The following is a 19,501-nucleotide window of genomic DNA, read 5'->3' on the forward strand; positions in this document are numbered from 1 at the left end:
CCTTCACTTGAAGGGTATGACCGATATCTCCCCGTTCCTTTCGATGATCGCGTACCTGATGTCCTTCATCTCCACTATCCCTTGCGTGGTTCGTGCTGCCTCCATCACATCGGATTCACTGATACGCGCCTCTCTCATTCGTTGGGTCAGTGGCTTGCCGTCTTCCACAATGACCGTGGGGCCGCCATCCAGAAACTTTGCCAACCGCTTTGATCGGCGTTTGGCCAGGGAAAAGCCGACGTCTATGGCGATAAGGGTGGAGATGATCAGTATCGCGTTAGTCACCGAAAAATCATCGCCCAGCAGCGCCTGCTGAGTGGCCTCGCCAATGATCAGCAACAAGACGAAATCGAAGGTGGTGAGGTCGGTAAGAGAGCGGCGTCCGGCAATACGAAACAAGACCATCAATACAAAATAAATCGCTGCTGCTCTGAGCACTGCATCCATAAATCGCGTTCTCTCTACGGGTAGATAAACCTGGGCATCGGCAGCGTTTCGCCACCCAGCATATGCATTTGCCCTCGGTACAGTCCCACCCCGTTACTGCGAACAGTCAGGTACAAGGTGGCCAGACCGTCCTTGTCGGCCTGCATCGGAATAACCAGATCACGGCCTTCGCTGTGAAGGGGCGCGGGCTGGGGGTTGAGGTTCTCGATCGACACGCCTTCGAGCAGTCCACTGCCGACGACCAGATAACGCATTTCGGAGGGGGCGCCTTTGGACGTGACAATCATATCGTCCTGACTGCCGTTGCGGCTGAAACGCTCGTAGCTCACCTGCAGTTTGCCATCTGCCGTTTCGGGCTCCACCTGGCTCAATGGCCCTTTGGAAAACAAGCCGGCGAGGGTCAGCACTATCAGCACAATCAGGCCAGCCCAACCGATGCGCTCAAAGCGCCAGACTCGACGCTGCTGCGCCATATCTTCCTCGACGGGATATGACCGGCTGCGGAACTCATGGTCGTCCGCCTCATCACCGCGTAGTGCCATTAACGTGCTGTCCATTAGGGAAATTTTGTAGGCACCTTATTACGCTTCCAACCGGCCCGCTGTCCAGAACGGTTTAAGTCCTTGCCATGGTTTTGACGTTCCTGGTGAGTGACTGCCAGAAGCTCTGGCGTAATGGCGTAGATGCGATTCACCGCATGTGATTGAGCGCTTGCCTGTAACAGTCGTGTTGTTTGAGATAAATGGCCGCATCACTCGCAGGTAATCTGATGGCCTGGAGCACGGTTTGAACGTTAGCCGAGCGAATGCCGACAGGAGGGCGATGAAGGGGCGGTTCGAGTGTCTTGCGTTAGTCGTTGATCGGCGCGTAGGACGATAACGCGGAGTGGATTCGGGATCGCACTATGTAAATGCCTTCCAATGAATTCGGGCTGGATGCCACTCCAGGCGAGCCTGTGCAAATGGTTATCCAGCCCGATGCTGCAATTACGATCAGAAGCGGACCGTCACGCCGGCATTCACCGAGTGGAAACGAGTGTCAGTGCCGAACTGCCCCTGGTAAGACAAGCCCAGATCGGTCTGACGGTTCAATCGCAGCTTCGCGCCGACTTCGGTCAAGGCGGTGTCGCGGTTTTGAGCTACGCCTTGCACTTCGAAGTTTGGACCGCCGGCAAAGCTCTGCTCGTTTCGCGGATCCAGATCACCAAAGGCGCGTCGCCATCCCAGTGAGCCGTAGACCTGGGTATCGAGGTTGGCCACTCGGGTGTTCGTCGATGCGCGCAGGCCGAGCGTCGAGAAGACGGTATTCTGCTTGTCGCTGGACACGTCTAGCGCGGCTGGCCCACCTTTTTCGTGCAGATCTTTGGCGTCGTAGCGAACATAGGAAAGCCCGGCGAAAGGTTCCAGAGCCACGCTGCCAAGCGGTATGCGGTAGGCCGCTTCACCACTGGCCTGCAACGATTTCGCGTCGCGTTTGCCAGTCAAGTGATCACTGAATCCGGCGAAGGCCACATTCCGCTCGCTCTCCAGCTTGTGCCAGGTGTAGCCGACGTCGGCACTGAGGCGCAGTGCATCGATCTGGGCTCCGGTGTACAGGCCAAGATGATAGTTGTCGCTGTGGCCGTCGGCATCGCGATCATCGGCGTCGAACTTCGAGCGGCTATAGCCAGCGTAGACGCCGCCGCGCCAATCCGGGGTGAAGCTGCCGTCCGCACCGAACAGCAGGCCACCTGTGCTTTGATGCAGACCGCCTGCGCCATTGTTGCTGCTTGTTTTGGTCCAGTTGCCGAATGGTTGCACCCAGGCACCGCTTTCGGCGGGTGGAGTGGTTGGCATCAGATTGAGTGCCATGGCTGGCATCCGCAATGTCCCGGTATCGAGAAGATTACGCACACGAGTCCCCAGTACTCCGGACACCACCTGGCTGTTGGCGATCAGGGCGGTCGAGGTACTGGCGAGCGTGTCGCCGGACAGCTGATCGGCAGCATTACGCGCGCTTTCGGCATCCAGAATCAACAGATTGTTATAGAGGCGCAGCGGTTCGCCGCTTTGCTCCAGCACGCTGAGCGCACCCGCTGTATTGAACTGATTCTGGGTCAGCATGACCGTTTGAAAGATACCCGGTGTTGGCGCGGGGGTCGGCTCTGGCTCAGGTGTTGGAGTCGGCTCAGGTGTTGGTGTTGGTTCAGGTGTAGGCTCCGGAGTTGGAGTCGGCTCTGGAGTCGGTTCTGGAGTTGGCGTAGGTTCTACGCTTTTTTGTTCAATGGTGAGGTTAAGGTCATTGGCTGTGCGTTGCAGCCCGACATTCAGGAACGCCGAGTTGGTAAGTGCCTGGGCATAGGCAGTGCCTGCGGCGGCGCCGTCGACCAAACCGCCCTGGGCGGAGAGCAGCGTGTAGGTTCTGCCGCTCTGATAGCTCTGCGCGGGATCCAGCGCGGTCACGTTGACTTGCGTACCGCGCAGGGTTGCGGTGCCGCTCACGTTGATCCGGTCTGCGCTGCCGTCGCCCGCGATGTCTGCGGCGTAGCGTGAACCGGCGGCCATCTCGAGGTTGCCTTGTATCGCCAGCGCACCTATGGCGCTTTCTCCTGGCGACAGCGTACCGCCGGAGGCGACCTGGGTGCTGCCCACCTGACCGACACCGGCCAGAATACCTCCGTCCAGTACCTGAGCGCTGTTTGTGTAAGTCCCGAACTCAGTGCGGCCCGCAATGCCGTTGACCACCAGTGTGCCGTTACCTACGTTAAACCGCGAAACGCTTTGGGTGGTGGCTGTGTTGCCGCGCTGATTGACTTGGTCGACGTTCCCCGCCAACACCAGTCGCCCGCCGCGCACAACGACGCTACCGGCCAATCCCGAGGTGTCGCCGCTCAGCGTGGTATTGCCGCTGAATGCATACACTCGACCCGTACCATTCAGCGTGTTGGCGAACTGCAGATCGGTGTCAGTATGGTTGAACGCCAGGGAACCGTTGCCGGTGCCAAAGCTGACGGCGGTTTGCGGGTTCAGTCGGCCTGCCGCCAGAGCTGCTCCTGCAGTCATGGAATCAACATCGGTACGGTCAGGGTCCACCGCGACCGGGCCGCCGATGGTAAACGTGCCGCGCGTCGCCGAGTTGCTGTCGTTCACGAAGCTGATGAGCATACCGTTAGTGGCGCTCAGTTCGGCACCGTCGGCCAGCGACAGGTAAGTACGGACAACGTTGGTGCCGAGCGTCAGCGATTGCACGTCGAGACGGGTACCCTGTCCGGTAACATTGACCTGATTGCTTTGGTTGATAACGGCCGACCCCAGTCGCAGCTCGTTACTCGTCAGTACTGCGCCGTTCTCGAGGGTCAGGTCGTTTCTGTTCACAAAGGAGCCGCTGTTGTCCCAGCGGGTTCCTGCGCCTGAAAGCTTGACGACGGAGTCTATGTCGACCTGCTGGCTGTTGATTTTGCCGCCGTCATTGGCCGTGATGCTCGAGCGATAGACAAACACTCCGCCAGCCTGGATGTTGACCGCATCGACCAGGGAGTTCTGACCACTCACCGACAGCGTCGCGTTCGAAAATGCGTTGGAACGGGACCCGAAAACTTCACCCATATCCAGATCCCGAACCGACACCTGCCCTCCGTTACGGACCGTCAGATCGCCCTGGCCGACACCACCGACAACGATCGAGTTACCGAGCACGAATGAGGTGCGAGGCACCACCCAGCGCGAACCTGCCCCTTCAACCACAACATTGGCCTGAGCCATATTGACGCCGGTTCTGCTGGCCTGGCCAACGATGCTGCCGCCTTCGCTGGTCACGGTTGCGCCGCTGTTGATTGTCAGGGTAGAAGTGTTGCCGTCAGTTGCATTGACGTCGATCGCGCCATCGATCAAACGGTCGCTGTTAAAGGTTTCCTGACCATTAGTGAGCACATAGTCAACGGCCTGAGCCTCTGGAAGCAGTGCGAGAGTAATTGCAAAAGCAAGAGGGGATATTCTGAATAGGGGGTTCATAGCGACTCCAGATACTCCATAAAAGCCACCAGGGTGGCTGCCAGCCCCGAGGGCTTAAGCGTTTCCGTTCGGCGGGTTGCCAACAACGGGAGTATCAGGAGGGGAGGGTGCAGTGGATATAGCACGGATGTACTAGCGGCGGCCTGTGACTGATTATATAAGTTCCGATCAACAGGCAGGCAGTTATTCAATAGCTCATCTGTACTATGGAAGTAGGTGTCGGCGACTCTTATCATCGCGCGGTTTTATTGAAACGTTAGAAATCGGCGTGGCCTCGGGTAACGTTGACAGTTGCAAATTCGCCATGGACGCTTATAAATCACAACGGCCGCAGATTAAAATGACCCTGTTGAAAACTACACTTGGCCTTGCCGCTGTATTGGCATCCACTCAACTTCTTGCTGGCGGCTTCGCCCGTACCGAGCAAAGTATCGCCGGTATGGGCAGCGGTCAGGCTGGCCGTGCATCGATGGCTGAGGACGCCAGCACGGTGTACGGTAATCCGGCAGGTATGGCGCGGCTGGACAACAGCCAAATCACCATGGGGGCCGCGTTCGTGGACGCATCCACTGACATCAGCCATGCCGCCGGTCGTTCACAAGGGAGTAATGATGGCAATATGGTACCCTTCAGCACGGTGCCGTTCGGTTTTTACACCCGGAAAATCGATGAGCACTGGGCGTTCGGCCTGGGGCTCTACGCACCCTTCGGTTTGTCCACCGATTATGAAAGCAGTTTTCAGGGGCGCATGTTCGCCAGCAAAAGCGAGATCAAGGTGGTGACGTTACAACCCACCATCAGCTACGCCTTCAATAACAGGCTGTCGATTGGCTTCGGTCCGACGTTCAATCGAATTGCCGGAACGCTTGAATCAGACATCACGCTTAATCCGGCCATTGCTGACACCCGTGTCAAGGTTTCAGGTGATGACACGGCCGTGGGCTTCAATATCGGCGTGTTATTCAACGCAACCGACTCCACCCGCGTAGGCCTGACCTACCATTCCAAGGTCGATTACAAGCTGGGCTGTCACACGCAAGTTTCCACCGGCGCAGGAACGCCGCCGCAGTTGCTTGCGAGCAACCGTTACGACTGTACGTTGAAAGTGGCCACGCCGGAGTCTTACGATTTTTCAGTGACTCAGGCGCTTAGTGACGCCTGGACACTTTACGCCAGTGCGACCTGGACAGGCTGGAGCAGCATGCAGGACTTGAGCCTGCGCAATCAACCGGTCTCGGCCGCGCAAGGCGGCACGCTGGCCTCGGCACTGACCGGCTCCATTCAGGAAGGCCTGAACTGGCACGATACATGGGCTTACGCGCTCGGTACTGCGTATCGGCTGGATCCGCAGTGGGTGTTGCGTGCGGGCGTGATTATCGATCAGTCGCCGACCGGTAATACCGGGCGTTCACCCCGTACGCCGACCGGGGATCGCGAGGTCTTCAGCGTAGGGGCGGGTTATGACGTCACGCCACAACTGAGCCTGGATGTCGCCTATTCGTATCTTCAGGAAGAAAGTGTCGATGTCAGTCGCGCCAATGCACTGGGCAGTTACAGTGCGACGTACAAAAGCCGTGCGAGTTTATACGGTATTGGGGCGACGTATAGATTCTGATCCTGAAAGAGACTCTCATAACGCCCGGTTAAATTTTCCGGGCGTTGTTCTAATGCCTGTCAGTTAGCCTGGACCGGCTCGAGGAAGGTCCAGGTTTTTGCGGGGGTGACATAAAAATTTGATGGCTTGTTTCTGTGATCAAAAACAGTACGCCGTATAGCGCATCTGTACTATTGATACGCCCTCAGGTCGTAGATACAGTCCCGTGCGATGTGCATGTCGTGGTTACTTAAATAATGGATGCGTGGGTAACTCCTGCATCGATCAGTCGGCGGAGTATGTGAATGAAAAGTGCAGCCTTGTTTCCGTTAGTTCTGGCCTTGTCAGGATGCGCGGGGCTTGATCAGGCCATGTCGGTGACAAACGGGGTCTTTGATCAGACCGGAGATTTGCTGAGCGGGGATCTTCGGGGGCTGACAACTGCCAAGCAAACGACATTGACGGAAATCTGGAACGACTGGGAAACCAATGAGGTCACTGCCAAGGAAAAGTGGGACGCTAACACGCTGATCATCCCTGGCATTGTGCAGCGCATTACCAAGACAGGAACAGCCATCGGTCAGAATCAGATTGCGATCATCTTCACCGACCCCAAGAACCCCAAATGCACCGGTCAAGGGCTGACCCGCGATGATCTGCTGGTGAACAAGAAGAAGATCAGCGGATTAAAGAAAGGCGACAAGATTCTGATGAAGGGTGTTCTCGGCACCAGCGAGTCAAAATGGACCGACAACGATTCCTGCTGGCTGTCTTTCGACAAGGCCGAGTTTACGCTTCAAAAATGACAGGCTGAACCGCCGGTAATCGCAGCATTACCGGCTTCACACTTATTGCTGAGCGGTCAGTATGTATAGAACCGGTCGACCGTCTCGCCGTTGAAAAGTATGACTATCCTGTTGATCACCTTCTTCATACCCGTACTCTTCGTTCCTGTGACGGTACTGACGTCATCCATCACATCTTCGGCATCTCCCAAGTGACCATCTGCCTGCGCCAATACTGAGTTCGACGTTCCGGCGCCGTACTTGTAACTGTACTTGTAGGCCATTTTCTTCAGCATTGCCACGCCTGATTCGCCACGCTCGTATGACCACTGTGCGGAGTTGTCGCCGACATCATCTTCCGCCGAATTAGGAGCACCAAATTTCGCCCGGATTTGAGATTTGGTCGATTTTTTGGGAATGATATTGGCTTTTATATAGTCAGGCTCAAACTTAGGCTCACCCGTCAACGCATCCAGCCCGCCAAGAGGGTTACTGCCCCCCGTCGAACAGGCCGTTAAAGCGGCCATGACTGTTATCGCAACCGCTAAACCTTTTAGCCGCGCCAGTGAATAATAATTGCCCATGCCGAATGCCCCTGATGGTAAATCAGTTGTTGAAAGTTTTTATAGACAGACAGAAACGTGCGAAAAAGCCTTGCGGTGACAAGCTTTTCAGCGTCTATATATAATGAAGTCATTTCTTTCTTAGCTTAGGCTAACGGCGTAAGTATTCACTATAGTACAGGTGTACTAGCGAACTATAACGCCGTTGTAATCAAACTAACGTGCGCTGTTGGCTGACTGTCGCACTCATGACCCGGTAAGAGACGCGCGACGTGTCGTCTGTATCAAGTCCATCTTGAAACTCAGGAGCAGTGAACGTAACTCCGCAGGCCGTACCGGTTTGGACAGAACCGGTATCTGTGGGTCATTCAGCGATTGCTGTACATGCTGAATCTCGTGGCCAGTGATGACGATTGCAGGTATCCGGCGGCCATGCAGTTGGCTGAGGTAGCTAATGCAGTCTGCGCCTGTGGCGCTTCGGTCTAGGTCGAAGTCGGTAACGACCAGATCGCAATCGACGCTCGCTTGAGGGGTGGCGGAAGCGGTCTGGACGTCGCAGCCCCATTTGCGCAGCAGCATCGCGGTGGCCTGCAGCACGTTGTAATTATCCTCGATCAGCAGAACACGTAAACCGCCCAACAGGTGTTTGTTCCAGTCGATGTCCGGAGCGTGCGCGATTTGCCGTGCCGCCACAATCGGTAGCCCGCTGATGACAACCGCAGTGCCTTTATCCAGGCGCGAACCAATCCGGATGTGCAGCTTCAGCAGACCGGCGATGCGTTTGACGATACTTAGCCCAAGCCCTACGCCTTCAATGTCCTGATCACGCTCTTCGCGGACGCGATAAAACTCGTTGCACAAATGAGGGAGATGCTTTTCCGAAATACCGCGGCCCATGTCGTAGACGCCGATGTCCAACGTCCCCTTGCGGGGTCTGCAAGCAATAAGCAGGGGTTTGCCGGGGGCATATTTAAAGGCGTTCGAGATAAGGTTTTGCAGCAGGGTGCGAAGCAGCGCAGGGTCGCTGCGTATCTGTTGCCGGCACGGGCGCACGCGGATTTCGACACCGGCCCAGCTGGCCGCCTCACTGTTCTGGCTGACCAGGCCATTGATTAATGCGTCCACATCAATCGTCTCGAGGCGTGGACTCACTTCTCCCTGATTGAGGGTATAGATATCCAGCAGAGAGCGGAAAAGCTGTTCTACAGCGCTGAGTGCCCGGTCGATGTTATCGACCAGGCGGCGCTCGTCTGTGCCCAATGAAGCGTCGCGCAGACAGGCAGTAAACAGGCTGATGGAGTGAATCGGTTGCCGCAGGTCATGGCTGGCCTCGGCAAGAAACCTTGATTTCGCCTCATTGGCCGCCTGGGTTTCATTCAGTGCGATGTGCAATCGCGAGAGCAGGAAGTAAACGAACGACGGCAGCACCAGCATGGTCAGGATCATCATCACCGCAACGGCGGGATGCTCTTGAAGGAAAGGGGTGAGCTGGATGATCAGGCACAAAGACGACAAGGCAAAGCCGGTCGCCAGCAACAGGTAATTGCGCCCGTAACGCATGCCATACCCCACCGTCATGCTGAGCATTACCGAGTAAACCGGCAGCATCGGTTCGCCACCCACAGTGATTGTGACGATCCCGGCCATGTTATCGACGACCAGCGCGAACATTCTGCGCCGGGTAGACACACCGGGCCGTACTGCAATACGCCAGATAAGCCCGATACCAACGATGGCGAAGCCCAGGCAATAGCCGAGAATGACCCACATTCGGCTGCCGGACATGTCGTCCAGTGCGTGCATGATCAATGCGTACAGTGCAGAGGTGGCAATCACTGCCATGCGCAACAACGCCTGGATCATTTCCAGGTCTCTGCATCGGGAGAGAATCGACATCACGTTTTCCTGGTCAGTCCAGTACTGCTGAGAGGCACGTCATGTGTTCAGCGCGTCGATGGCGGTACACAGATATTGTATAAAAGAAAAGGGGGCAGGCTCTGTACGAAAAGTGGGTGCGCTTGGGGACGTTGCGTTAAAGAAACGGGGTGGGATGCGCGTCCAGTCAGCATGCTCTTTACATCACGTAGCGTCGAACGCGACCTCGGCCGCTGCGCGACTGCTTTTGCCTTGCCTGACCTTCGCGCCGGCGTTTCGTCCAGAACCTGGCAATGTCGGCGCGCTGTATAACGCAGGCTTTAGATGTTCGTGAGTACGGAACCCGGAGGCAGTCCGGGTCCTGTCACTTGCATGCGATGGCCTTATCAGTTCTGCCAGGTGGTGTAATAAATTGGAATACCGCGCGAGTTGGTGATAGAGGCGTAGTTATAGCCGGGGGCAAACGACTCGCCGCCTGCGAAGGTATAACCAAAAGCACTGAACTCAATACCGCCTCCCACGCAGTCCAGCTCTGCCTCGTTCAACAGTCGAACTGCCTGACCGGTATGAAGCGTTTCGTGTGCTTTTTTTGGGTTAATTGCTTGAGTCATCGCGTCATTTCCTCTAAGCGGGTCATTGAAAAGTCAAGTCTTCCGTAGCAGCGACCTACGGCAGAGAGCGTTATTAAAATCATCCCCTGACGCGAGTAGCAATAGTACACATGAGCTATCTGTGCCGCTGTCTTTTGGCGACTAGTTCATGTGTGCTATTGAGGTGGTCGGTCGCCAACGCTTTAATACGTCGCGCTTTAAATACGGTGACGTTCAGTCGGTCGGTGAAGGGTTTGCCCGTTACTCATGTGACGGCTATATGAAACTGTCCGGCTTCTATTCGCCCCTCTCTTTAAATACTGTCGAGCCCTGTGGTTTCTTATGGCGCATTCCTGATGATCGACGCGATGCATATTTATGCTCTTTCGACCTGAAGCGCTCGCCGCTCAGAAGCGCAGCACGCTGGGTACGGTCTTGTTGATCAGCCCGGTATCGATGCGCCTGGCAGCCGCCGTCGCGCTACTGTTCTGCATCTGCATGGGGCTGTTTCTGACTTTCGCTACATACACCAAACGTACGGCGGCGAGCGGTGTGGTGCTGCCTGAAAAAGGTCTGATCAGGATTTATGCGCCGCAAGCCGGGGTGGTCAACAACCTGGGCATCAGCGAAGGGCAGCCGGTGAATGCCGACGCTGTGTTGATGGCGTTGTCCAGCGATACGCAAAACGGCGAAGCGGGCGGTGCGCAACGGGCGATCAGCCTCTCGATCAAACGACGTCAGGAAAGCCTGACTCAGGAGATCGACAAGACCCTGGCCCTGCATCAGCAGGAGTTGGAAGGCAAAAAGCGTCAAGTCGAAGCGTTGGAAACCGAACAGCAGAAAATACTCGCGCAAATCGACCTGGCGCGTCAGCGGCTGGCGTTAACCAAAGGGATTGCCGAACGCTACGCCAACCTGCAACGCCAGGATTATGTGTCTCGTGATCAGCTTCAGGAAAAAGAAGACGCCGTGCTGGACATGCGCCTGCGTGGTGAAGAGCTGAATCGCTCGCTGCTGACAGTGCGCGCCGAAAGCACCAGGCTGCGCGCGGAGCTGGTCGAGTTGCCGTTCAACCACAGCAAGCAACTGGCCGATCTGCAACGCAGGCTGGCCGAGAATCAGGACCAGTTGGTCGAAAGTGAAACCAAACGGGAGGTCCTGATTACTGCACCAACGGCCGGTGAGGCAACCGCCATCGCGGTCTCCAACGGCTCACGGGTCGACAGTGCGCGGCCGCTCCTGAGCATCGTGCCTGCCAATGCAAAGCTGCACGCGGAGTTGTATCTGCCCAGTCGCTCGGTGGGCTTCGTGCGCGCTGGCGATACCGTGATGTTGCGTTACCAAGCCTATCCCTATCAGCGCTTCGGCCTGCAGCCGGGCAGGGTGTCGTCGATTTCACGTACTGCATTGCCTGCTGAGGAAGTCATGACGCTGGGCAATGTTTCCGAGCAGATGCGCGAGCAAGGCCCTTTCTATCGGGTCACGGTCGCGCTGGCGTCACAAGTCATCGAGGGTCAGGGCAAACGCGAGCGCTTGCGCTCCGGCATGCAGCTTGACGCCGACATCATGCAGGAAAAGCTGCCGCTCTATGAGTGGCTGCTCGAGCCTTTGCGCGGAATAGGAAAACGCCTTTGAACCTCAAAAATGCGTTCACTTTCGGGGTTGGAACCAAACTGCCGGTGGTGTTGCAGACCGAAGCCACTGAATGCGGTCTGGCGTGCATGGCCATGATTGCCCGTTACCATGGACAGCACAGCGACCTTTTTTCTCTGCGTAAGCGCCTTTCGCCGTCGATGAAAGGCGTGAACCTCAAGCAACTGATCAGCATGGCCGCGCAACTCGGGCTTGGCAGCCGGGCATTGCGCGTTGAACTGAATGCGCTGGGTCAACTGCAACTGCCTTGTGTGCTGCACTGGAACTTTAATCACTTCGTGGTGCTCAGGGAGGTTACGGCGTACGGCGTTGTGCTGCACGATCCTGCGCGTGGCCTGTGCAAGCTGTCGCTGGATGAGGTGTCGGCGGCCTTTACCGGCGTGGCGCTGGAGGTGTGGCCCGAGAGTGATTTCCAGCCAGTGGCTGCCCGGCCGCCGATTTCGTTGCGCAAGTTGCTGGGGCGAGTGCACGGGTTTGGCCGGGTGCTCACCCACGTGCTGCTGTTGGCACTGGCGCTGGAGCTGTGCACTATTCTCAGCCCGTTTTTCATGCAGACCGTGATCGACAAGGTGCTGGTCAGCGCTGATCTGGATCTGCTGGCGGTGCTGGCCATCGGCTTCGGCATTCTGTTGATCGTGCAGCATACCGTTGCGCTGGCCCGTGGGTGGGCGCTTATGTACCTGAGTACAATGCTCGGTGCGCAGTGGCAGATTAATGTGTTCACTCATCTGCTGCGTTTGCCAGTAGCGTTTTTCGAGCGCCGCCATCTTGGCGATATCGTCTCGCGCTTCGGCTCTCTGAAGTCGATCCAGCAGACAGTCACCACGTCGTTCATTGAAGCCATACTCGACGGGCTGATGACGGTCATTACGCTGGGACTGATGATCGCTTACAGCCCTAAACTGGCGTTGGTAGCCGTGGTGGCGATGGTGATTTATGCCTTGGCGCGCTGGGCATGGTTCGGGCCGTTGCGGCGTGCCAGCGAGAATCAGCTGGTCCATGCGGCTCGTCAACAATCACACTTTCTGGAAAGCGTGCGCGGCGTGCGCACCATCAAGCTTTTCAATCGTCCTGAGCAGCGTTGCAGCGCCTGGAGCGCCTTGCTGGTGGAGGAAATCAACGCCGGCTTGCACCCCCAGAAACTGCAACTGGCTTATCGCACCTTCAACGGCGTACTGTTCGGGCTGGTGACGATCATTGTGATCTGGCTGGGCGCCACGCTGGTGCTGGAGGGGCAGTTCAGTGCCGGGATGCTGATTGCATTCAACTCGTACAAAGAGCAGTTCAACGGCCGCGTCGCCGCGCTGATCGACAAGATCGTCGACGTGATCATGCTGCGCCTGCATGGTGAGCGCTTGTCCGACATTGTGCTGCAGGACGCCGAGCCGGTTTCGGGACTGGATGGGTCGGATGACGCCAGCAGTGAGAACGTGCCCAGCCTTGAAGTACGTGATGTACGCTTTCGCTATTCCGAGTACGAACCTTACGTGCTGGATGGTGTGTCGATCCATGTTCGCGCTGGCGAGTCGGTCGCCATCGTCGGTCCGTCGGGTGGCGGCAAAAGCACTTTGCTCAACGTCATGCTCGGCATCCTGGCACCCAGCGCCGGTAGTGTTCTGCTGGATGGACAGCCGGTCGGGCCTGATCATGTCAGCAGGCTGCGGCGCCTGACCGGCACGGTACTTCAGGATGATGTGCTGTTCGCCGGGTCGATTGGCGACAACATCAGCTTTTTCGAGACCAGTGCCGACCAGCAATGGATTGAGCAGTGTGCACGGCTGGCCGCTGTCCACGATGACATCGCCCAGATGCCGATGGGCTACAACACGCTGGTGGGTGACATGGGGACTGTATTGTCCGGCGGTCAGAAGCAGCGGGTATTGCTGGCCCGGGCGCTTTATAAAAGACCGCAGTTGCTGTTTCTCGATGAAGCGACCAGCCATCTGGACATTACTCGCGAAGCGGCGGTCAATCAGGCGCTTGAGACGCTGAACATCACCCGGATCATTGTCGCCCACCGACCGGAAACCATTCGATCGGCGGATCGGGTCGTGGCGCTGGCCAATGGTCGAATTGCCTACGACGGCCCCGTGCTCGGAGAGCCTTCAGCGCAGGGCTCCGAGCCGTGATGCGCCGTGTCGGCAAATGGGCCTTGTCGAGCGTCGCCGGTATGTTGCTGGCGTCGCTGTGCATGGCGGATAACCGCGTACCGGCGTGCCCTGGTTCCAGTCGGCTTCCCGATACCCTGAACCTCGCGACGGCGGTGTCTGTCGCGTTGTGTGCCGATCCCAAGTTGCGTGAAGCGTGGCTGACCGAGCTGGCGCGTCAAGCGGAGATGGACGCCGAGCATTCGGCCTACTACCCGACCGTGGAAGGGCAGTTTCAAAAAGGCCGGGCCGGTAAGACCACGCGTTATCCGGGGTTCTCCGAAGCCAATTCAAGACTGAACGCCAGTACCAGCATCTACGGCGTGAACATGAGCTGGGTGCTATTTGACTTCGGTCTTCGCGCCGCAAAAGTCGAAAGTGCCCGGCAATTATTGAACGCCGCCAGTAGCAGCCGCATTGAGGAAGTGCAGAAGTCGATGCTTGCCACCGCCAGAGTCTTTTACCAGGTGCAGGCCAACACCGCGCTGTTGCAGGCCAAAGTCAGTGCAGAACGTCTTGCCGACAACAGCTTGAAAGCTGCTGACGCGAAATACCGTGCTGGCGCCGGTGAGCAGACTGATCGTCTGCAGGCACAATCCGATTTTGCCGAAGCGCAGCTGGATCGAGTGATGGCGGAAGGCGACCTGGCAGCGGCGCGCGGCGAATTGGCCAGCCAGCTCGGGTTATCACCCGGTGCCCCGCTCAAACTGGTTGCGTTGGATGAGCCGGGCAGTGAGGACGTAGCATTTCTGGGGGACGTCAATGCATTGATGGAGCAGGCCAGGGCGCTGCATCCTTCTATAGAAAAAGCCCGTGCGGACTGGGCGGCGAGTCAGGCAAGAGTTGATGAGGCGAAAGCTCAGAGCCGACCGTCCATCTCGCTGTTCAGTAACTACAGTCGCCAGGATACGCCCATCGAGCAGGTTTCCACCCGTCAGGAGATAGACACCTGGACAATCGGTGTGCAAATCACGGTTCCGATTTTCGATGGCTTTCTCAATCGGCGCAGGGCGAAGGCTGCCAGTTACGAAAGCGCTGCTCGCGAACAGGCGTTGCATGAGGTTGAAAACAGTATTGCGTTGAGCGTCTGGAAGAGTCAGCAGGCGCTGGAATCCAGAACCCGGGCACTGGCCATCAGTCGTCTGTTTGTCGAGAGTGCGAGCAAGTCTTATGAAATTGCCCAAGGGCGTTACAAAGCCGGGGTGGGCAGTATTCTCGAGCTTCTGCGCTCGCAGAATGATCTGGCCTCAGCGACTCAGAAACGTGTGGAATCGTTGGTCAACTGGCATAACGCCAAGCTGCAACTGGCATCTGACCTTGGCAGTCTGAACATCGACGACTGAACGTTTTTCAAGCACTTACTTGATCGCCAGGCTGGAGAATTGCGCTGCGGCGGCCGCTCGGGTGGACACGCCCAGCACCTTGAGCAGGCTAGACACATGTATACGCACAGTGAAAGGCGAGATACCCAGATCCTTGGCGATTTCCTTGTTGGTTTTACCGGCAGCCACCAGGCCAAGTACTTGTTTCTGACGGGCAGTAAGAGGGCTTAGCGCATTAACGGCCGATTCGTTGAAAATTGATCCTTCAGACTTGTACTTGACGACGACTTCGCCCTGACGGATAGCGACGATGGAGTCGGTTATTTCCTGCGGGTCGATGTTCTTGCCGATAAAGCCATCAGCGCCGTTCAACATGACTTGGGAGATGGTCTCCGGATCATCGATCATCGAGACCACGATGATCGAGGTGCGTCGGAACTCATTGCGCAGTTCAGCGATGGTGTGCATCGACTCCAGACCGGGAAAGCGCAGGTCGAGAATCAGTGTGTCAACTTCGTCACCGGAGCGCGCCAGCGTCAGCACTTCATTGAAATTGCCGGCTTGCTCAATGAGTGCTTCTGGCAGTAGACGTTCGATGGTGCGCAACATGCCTTCGCGAAATAAGGGGTGGTCGTCAGCCACTATGATTCTGCACGCCATGCCTCTGCTTCCGAATTTTTAGTCGGGTTATCATACTCGATAGCAACAATATGTATCGCCTGTGATACAAAATTAGAGTCATTATTTACGCGCTGCCGCGACACTCTGGAAAGGCCGGTTTGCAGGACGCCAATCAGATGATGGTGGCGACGGAAGTGTAATTAAGTTGCCGTGCAAAATGGCACACCACAAGCCTGTACTGCGCACGATCCCAAGCGGTATGAGTTCGCAGTAAATCGAGGTGCGTTGATGGACGACCGGAAAAACGCTGAACGGGATCAGGCAACGCTGAGGCTGATCGTGGCAACCTGCGCGATTATCTATGTGTCGCTGGTGGGGTTTCTGCCTGGGCTCGATGTAGCGAAGTATCAACCGATCATTCTCTATTACGTCGCCTTTCTGGTGGTGTCTCTGATTCTGCGCCAGCACATCATCACTTACCCGGGTGTGTTTCCGGTGCGCCGTGTCTTCGGGATGGTGCATGACTACACCGCAATTTCCGTCGGCCTGGTCGTGGGTGGTGAAGCAACGCTGCCGATTTTCAGTGTGATGGTCTGGGTGACCCTGGGTAACGGTATGCGCTTCGGCTCGCGTTATCTGGCGATTGCAGCCTCGCTCGCGCTGCTGGCGATATTGATCATCTATCAATTGACGCCTTACTGGCAGGCGCAACCATTTGTGGTGCTGATGCTGATCGCTGTCACAATTCTGGTGCCCGGCTACGCTCACATTTTGTTGGTAAGGGCTCGGCAGGCGTCAGAGCAGGCGACTGTCGCCAACCGTGAAAAAGAGCGTTTTCTCGCTCAGGCGAGCCATGATCTGCGCCAGCCCATTCACTCCATCGGCATGTTCACTGCGTGCCTGCGCGCCAGCCCGCTTGGCGAATACGAGCGGCAACTGGTCGACAACATCGATCGTTCCCTGCACAACCTTTCGCAGTTGTTTCGATCGATTCTGGATATCTACACGCTGGACAGCGGCAAGGTGTCGGCCAAGTCGGACGTGGTCAATCTGGGCGACATGCTCAATGAAATCGTGCAGCAAAATACGGCGGCTGCCCGATGGGCCGGCGTGGAGTTGAGAGTCAGGCCTTGTCGACGCTGGGTCAGAGTCGATGCCACATTGCTTGCCACGATGGTGCAGAACATTCTGTCCAATGCACTCAAATATGCCCCCGAGCACCCGGTGCTGATCGGTGTGCGTCGCCGCAACGGTGGCTTGTCGATCAGCGTGCACGATCAGGGGCGTGGCATTGCGGCGGAGCATCTGCCCAAAGTCTGCGACGAGTTTTACCGCATCCGGCATGTGCGCGACAAGGACGTGGAAGGCGTAGGGCTGGGGTTGTCCATCGTCAAGCGACTCAGTCAGATTCTGGAAGTACAGATCACTATCGATTCGCGGGTCAACCGCGGCACCACGGTGACCATTCACGGACTTGAAGAAGTGAGTGCTCCGGTACAGCCTGTGCGCAGAAAACCATTGGGCGACAGCCTGCTAAAAGGCGTCAGGATCTGTCTGGTGGAAGACGACCGCAACGTGCTGATGGCCACCGCCGCATTGTTGGAGCGATGGGGGTGCGAAGTCCAGACCGCGCTTTCAGCCGAGGGCCTGACTACCAATTGCGACATCATCGTCGCCGATTATGATCTGGGTACGACGGCCAACGGCCTTGATTGCATCGAAAGCATAAGGGCTGCCCGAGGCTGGGACGTACCGGCACTCATCGTCACCGGGCGAGAGATGGACGTCGTTCTTGAATCGTTGCATGGCGCGGAAGTGTCCGTACTGTCCAAGCCGCTGCGACCATCGGAATTGCGCCTGAACCTGTTGTCGGTTCGCGAGAGGCGGGTGAATGTGCCCTGATCTGGCCAGGGCACACAGGGCATCAACCAATGAATGGCCCACGAATGTCTGACGGTGGAGGCACGTCAGGGAATGGATAGACGCAGATCGGATCAGGCTTGATCACGCCAACACCGGGTACCGGCATGATGGTGAAATCAGCACCACCGGACACCCGCTGCAATTCGGCATCTGTCAGTTCATGAGTGTTAATGGTTTCTAGGGGCCGGGACATCATGTCAACTCTCCTGGTCGCTATGAGCGTTTTCACTGAGGCCGCCAACAGCGACAGCTGCAAACATGCCGGCGAATCCAATGTAGCTCCATTGAAAGTCCAGGCTGGCGGCGATCAGAAAAGAAACCGCTGTGAGCCAGAACAGTAATGACGAATTGACGGCTTTCCCAAATACCTTATAACGATCGGATGTCATAGGGTTCTCCTAAGTACTGCATAAGTGCCTGTAGCACAGTGTTCACGCAGCATGACAAAACGTGTTATTGCGCCATCTGGTAGCTTTGGAACGCATCAAAAGCGCTGACAGCTGCCACACCGGCCAGTATCACTCCGGCACCGACCGCAGTCGCAGGTGCCAGAGCGGTAGCCGCCACCACCACACCAATGGCCGCAACGCCTTCGCCGGTGCTCATGCCACCGTTGATCTGCGACATTTCCTGCTCGTTGAGTTCGCGCATCATCAATTCTTTATTCATGGATCATTACCTTTTTATGGAGTCAGTTACTACCTGACGGGTAAGTAAGCCGATGCTCGTCAAGGCTGTTCAGGCACAGCCTGTTTCGCGCTAAAGGCAGCGACAATACTCAACGAGTGCGCAGTTAAATCAAATAGTGCAGGTGTGCTAAACGGCACGCACTGGCAGAGTTGCGCAACGCTCCGCATCACACGTGCAGGGCTGTCCAGTCTTCGATCAATCCGGCATACAACTCGACGCATTGGTGAAGTTTGTCGACTTCACAATACTCATCGACCTTGTGCGCCATAGCGGGCTCCCCCGGGCCGAGAATAAGGGTGGGCGGATAGCCGATGGCGGGGAGCAGCACGGCAGCATCGGTAAAGTAGGGCACTGCCTTTTCCTTCAGGGGAGCGTCATGCAAGGCCTGGCAGCGTGCAAAAACCTGTTGCACCCAAGGCTCGTCGGGGCTGGCACAAATACCAGGCAGATCAATCAGGGTGCTCAACTCCGCGCTGCTGCCCAGGTGGGCCGCCAGCCGTCCGCGAATTTCATCGTGGTCCAGATTCGGTGCAGTGCGCAGGTCCAGGGTGAACGCTGCGTAGTCCGGCACCGAGTTGATGTTCAGGCCGCCGCTGATGGTGCCGACGTTCAGCGTCGGCTTGCGCATGAGTGGATGTGCAGGGCCTACTTCAAAGGTCTGCGCGCGGCCAATGTGTTCGGCGGCCAGATAGATAGCGTTCACGCCTTCTTCCGGCATGGCGCCGTGGGCCGTCAGGCCATGGCTGGCGCAGCGCAGCCATAACGCGCCTTTGTGCCCGAGTATCGGGTAGTTGGCCGTCGGCTCTCCGATCAGCAGTGCGCCCAGTTCACCGAGCAAGTGGGGCGCGTCACTGCACAGTGCCTTGGCGCCGTCACAGCCGGTTTCCTCTCCGCCGGTGAGTATCAGGCGAACGCCGGGCCCGCGTCGAATGGAATCACGGCTGCGCTGGCAGGCCACGATGAAGGCGGCAATGCCCGCTTTCATGTCGCTGGATCCTCGCCCGTACATCCGGCCGTCGGCAATCTCACCGGCAAACGGCGAGTGACTCCAGGTGGCATTGCCGAGCGGTACGGTATCCAGGTGGCCGGTGAACCCCAGCGGTTTGCCGGGGCCGTCGCCCTCAAGCCAGGCGACCAGATTGAAACGGCGCTCACCGAAACGCTGCAGCTCGCAGACAAAACCGTGGCGGCTCAGCTGCTCGGCAAGAAAAGCCGCACACGCTTCCTCGTCGCCCGGCGGGTTGAGGGTCTGGAACGCTAACAGTGCACGGGTCAGGGCTATCGGGTCATCGAGCATCGGAG

General features: G+C 57.2%; 17 protein-coding genes. 6 read left to right on the forward strand and 11 right to left on the reverse strand.

Annotation, left to right across the window (positions count from 1 at the left end; all coding sequences use genetic code 11):
• Window positions 1–3: 3 nt before the first annotated feature.
• The 3 genes from BT119_RS24010 to BT119_RS24020 all read right to left on the reverse strand — a co-directional run bounded on the left by BT119_RS24010 (window position 4) and on the right by BT119_RS24020 (window position 4,355).
• On the reverse strand, window positions 4–447 hold the full coding sequence (locus BT119_RS24010) for a DUF421 domain-containing protein (RefSeq protein ID WP_003371183.1): 444 nt from the start codon (window positions 445–447) through the stop codon (window positions 4–6).
• Between the two features lie 14 nt (window positions 448–461).
• Window positions 462–989 (reverse strand): hypothetical protein, encoded by a 528-nt coding sequence (locus tag BT119_RS24015; RefSeq protein ID WP_003371185.1) that lies wholly within the window; start codon window positions 987–989, stop codon window positions 462–464.
• Window positions 990–1,439: 450 nt separating this feature from the next.
• On the reverse strand, window positions 1,440–4,355 hold the full coding sequence (locus tag BT119_RS24020) for an autotransporter family protein (protein ID WP_164989753.1): 2,916 nt from the start codon (window positions 4,353–4,355) through the stop codon (window positions 1,440–1,442).
• 427 nt (window positions 4,356–4,782) lie between these two features.
• Here BT119_RS24020 and BT119_RS24025 point away from each other — a divergent pair, with 427 nt between their 5' ends.
• Together BT119_RS24025 and BT119_RS24030 are read left to right on the forward strand one after the other, a co-directional pair.
• Window positions 4,783–6,051, forward strand: a complete 1,269-nt coding sequence (locus BT119_RS24025) for an OmpP1/FadL family transporter (RefSeq protein WP_058396831.1) — start codon at window positions 4,783–4,785, stop codon at window positions 6,049–6,051.
• A 284-nt stretch (window positions 6,052–6,335) separates the two neighbouring features.
• A complete protein-coding gene (locus tag BT119_RS24030) occupies window positions 6,336–6,836 on the forward strand; it encodes a hypothetical protein (protein WP_024662189.1) in 501 nt (166 codons plus the stop codon).
• 56 nt (window positions 6,837–6,892) lie between these two features.
• On the opposite strand, the gene BT119_RS24035 is transcribed toward BT119_RS24030, so the two are convergent.
• From BT119_RS24035 to BT119_RS24045, 3 genes are all read right to left on the reverse strand, one after another.
• Complete coding sequence (locus tag BT119_RS24035; RefSeq protein ID WP_003371192.1) at window positions 6,893–7,399, reverse strand: hypothetical protein; 507 nt, start codon at window positions 7,397–7,399, stop codon at window positions 6,893–6,895.
• Between the two features lie 225 nt (window positions 7,400–7,624).
• Complete coding sequence (locus tag BT119_RS24040; RefSeq protein ID WP_161429463.1) at window positions 7,625–9,241, reverse strand: ATP-binding response regulator; 1,617 nt, start codon at window positions 9,239–9,241, stop codon at window positions 7,625–7,627.
• A gap of 398 nt (window positions 9,242–9,639) precedes the next feature.
• The gene (locus BT119_RS24045) at window positions 9,640–9,864 is read right to left on the reverse strand and encodes a hypothetical protein (protein ID WP_024662187.1); all 225 of its coding nucleotides are present in this window, start codon (window positions 9,862–9,864) and stop codon (window positions 9,640–9,642) included.
• A gap of 357 nt (window positions 9,865–10,221) precedes the next feature.
• Between BT119_RS24045 and BT119_RS24050 the strand changes: the two genes are divergently transcribed.
• The 3 genes from BT119_RS24050 to BT119_RS24060 are packed head-to-tail and all read left to right on the forward strand — an operon-like array spanning window position 10,222 to window position 14,986.
• Window positions 10,222–11,478, forward strand: coding sequence for an HlyD family secretion protein (locus BT119_RS24050; protein ID WP_003371197.1), 1,257 nt, complete (start codon window positions 10,222–10,224; stop codon window positions 11,476–11,478).
• Window positions 11,475–13,625 carry a peptidase domain-containing ABC transporter gene (locus tag BT119_RS24055; protein ID WP_072367040.1) on the forward strand — a complete coding sequence of 717 codons (2,151 nt, stop codon included), beginning with the start codon at window positions 11,475–11,477 and terminating at the stop codon, window positions 13,623–13,625. The genes BT119_RS24050 and BT119_RS24055 overlap by 4 nt, the downstream gene beginning before the upstream one ends.
• Complete coding sequence (locus tag BT119_RS24060; RefSeq protein WP_003430767.1) at window positions 13,625–14,986, forward strand: TolC family protein; 1,362 nt, start codon at window positions 13,625–13,627, stop codon at window positions 14,984–14,986. The genes BT119_RS24055 and BT119_RS24060 overlap by 1 nt, the downstream gene beginning before the upstream one ends.
• Before the next feature lie 15 nt (window positions 14,987–15,001).
• Here BT119_RS24060 and BT119_RS24065 read toward each other — a convergent pair whose 3' ends face one another.
• The gene (locus tag BT119_RS24065) at window positions 15,002–15,625 is read right to left on the reverse strand and encodes a response regulator (RefSeq protein WP_003430766.1); all 624 of its coding nucleotides are present in this window, start codon (window positions 15,623–15,625) and stop codon (window positions 15,002–15,004) included.
• 249 nt (window positions 15,626–15,874) lie between these two features.
• On the opposite strand from BT119_RS24065, the gene BT119_RS24070 reads away from it, so the two are divergent.
• Window positions 15,875–17,488 carry an ATP-binding response regulator gene (locus tag BT119_RS24070; protein WP_003371205.1) on the forward strand — a complete coding sequence of 538 codons (1,614 nt, stop codon included), beginning with the start codon at window positions 15,875–15,877 and terminating at the stop codon, window positions 17,486–17,488.
• Between the two features lie 22 nt (window positions 17,489–17,510).
• On the opposite strand, the gene BT119_RS24075 is transcribed toward BT119_RS24070, so the two are convergent.
• The 4 genes from BT119_RS24075 to BT119_RS24090 form a co-directional block, all read right to left on the reverse strand.
• Window positions 17,511–17,702, reverse strand: a complete 192-nt coding sequence (locus BT119_RS24075; RefSeq protein WP_241690125.1) for a hypothetical protein — start codon at window positions 17,700–17,702, stop codon at window positions 17,511–17,513.
• Between the two features lie 4 nt (window positions 17,703–17,706).
• Window positions 17,707–17,898, reverse strand: a complete 192-nt coding sequence (locus BT119_RS24080) for a hypothetical protein (protein WP_003430765.1) — start codon at window positions 17,896–17,898, stop codon at window positions 17,707–17,709.
• 64 nt (window positions 17,899–17,962) lie between these two features.
• On the reverse strand, window positions 17,963–18,178 hold the full coding sequence (locus BT119_RS24085) for a hypothetical protein (protein WP_003371213.1): 216 nt from the start codon (window positions 18,176–18,178) through the stop codon (window positions 17,963–17,965).
• 187 nt (window positions 18,179–18,365) lie between these two features.
• On the reverse strand, window positions 18,366–19,496 hold the full coding sequence (locus BT119_RS24090; protein WP_072367042.1) for a M20 family metallopeptidase: 1,131 nt from the start codon (window positions 19,494–19,496) through the stop codon (window positions 18,366–18,368).
• Window positions 19,497–19,501 lie beyond the last annotated feature (5 nt).

Origin of the sequence: Pseudomonas sp. NFACC10-1 (assembly GCF_900119195.1) — a bacterium.
Taxonomy (GTDB): Bacteria; Pseudomonadota; Gammaproteobacteria; order Pseudomonadales; family Pseudomonadaceae; genus Aquipseudomonas; species Aquipseudomonas cerasi.

Coding starts and splice junctions, on each gene's coding strand:
- BT119_RS24010 (WP_003371183.1), bottom strand. CDS start 447: ATGGATGCAGTGCTCAGAGCAGCAGCGATTTATTTTGTATTGATGGTC.
- BT119_RS24015 (WP_003371185.1), bottom strand. CDS start 989: ATGGCACTACGCGGTGATGAGGCGGACGACCATGAGTTCCGCAGCCGG.
- BT119_RS24030 (WP_024662189.1), top strand. CDS start 6,336: ATGAAAAGTGCAGCCTTGTTTCCGTTAGTTCTGGCCTTGTCAGGATGC.
- BT119_RS24035 (WP_003371192.1), bottom strand. CDS start 7,399: ATGGGCAATTATTATTCACTGGCGCGGCTAAAAGGTTTAGCGGTTGCG.
- BT119_RS24040 (WP_161429463.1), bottom strand. CDS start 9,241: ATGATCCAGGCGTTGTTGCGCATGGCAGTGATTGCCACCTCTGCACTG.
- BT119_RS24045 (WP_024662187.1), bottom strand. CDS start 9,864: ATGACTCAAGCAATTAACCCAAAAAAAGCACACGAAACGCTTCATACC.
- BT119_RS24050 (WP_003371197.1), top strand. CDS start 10,222: ATGCTCTTTCGACCTGAAGCGCTCGCCGCTCAGAAGCGCAGCACGCTG.
- BT119_RS24060 (WP_003430767.1), top strand. CDS start 13,625: ATGCGCCGTGTCGGCAAATGGGCCTTGTCGAGCGTCGCCGGTATGTTG.
- BT119_RS24065 (WP_003430766.1), bottom strand. CDS start 15,625: ATGGCGTGCAGAATCATAGTGGCTGACGACCACCCCTTATTTCGCGAA.
- BT119_RS24070 (WP_003371205.1), top strand. CDS start 15,875: ATGGACGACCGGAAAAACGCTGAACGGGATCAGGCAACGCTGAGGCTG.
- BT119_RS24075 (WP_241690125.1), bottom strand. CDS start 17,702: ATGTCCCGGCCCCTAGAAACCATTAACACTCATGAACTGACAGATGCC.
- BT119_RS24080 (WP_003430765.1), bottom strand. CDS start 17,898: ATGACATCCGATCGTTATAAGGTATTTGGGAAAGCCGTCAATTCGTCA.
- BT119_RS24085 (WP_003371213.1), bottom strand. CDS start 18,178: ATGAATAAAGAATTGATGATGCGCGAACTCAACGAGCAGGAAATGTCG.
- BT119_RS24090 (WP_072367042.1), bottom strand. CDS start 19,496: ATGCTCGATGACCCGATAGCCCTGACCCGTGCACTGTTAGCGTTCCAG.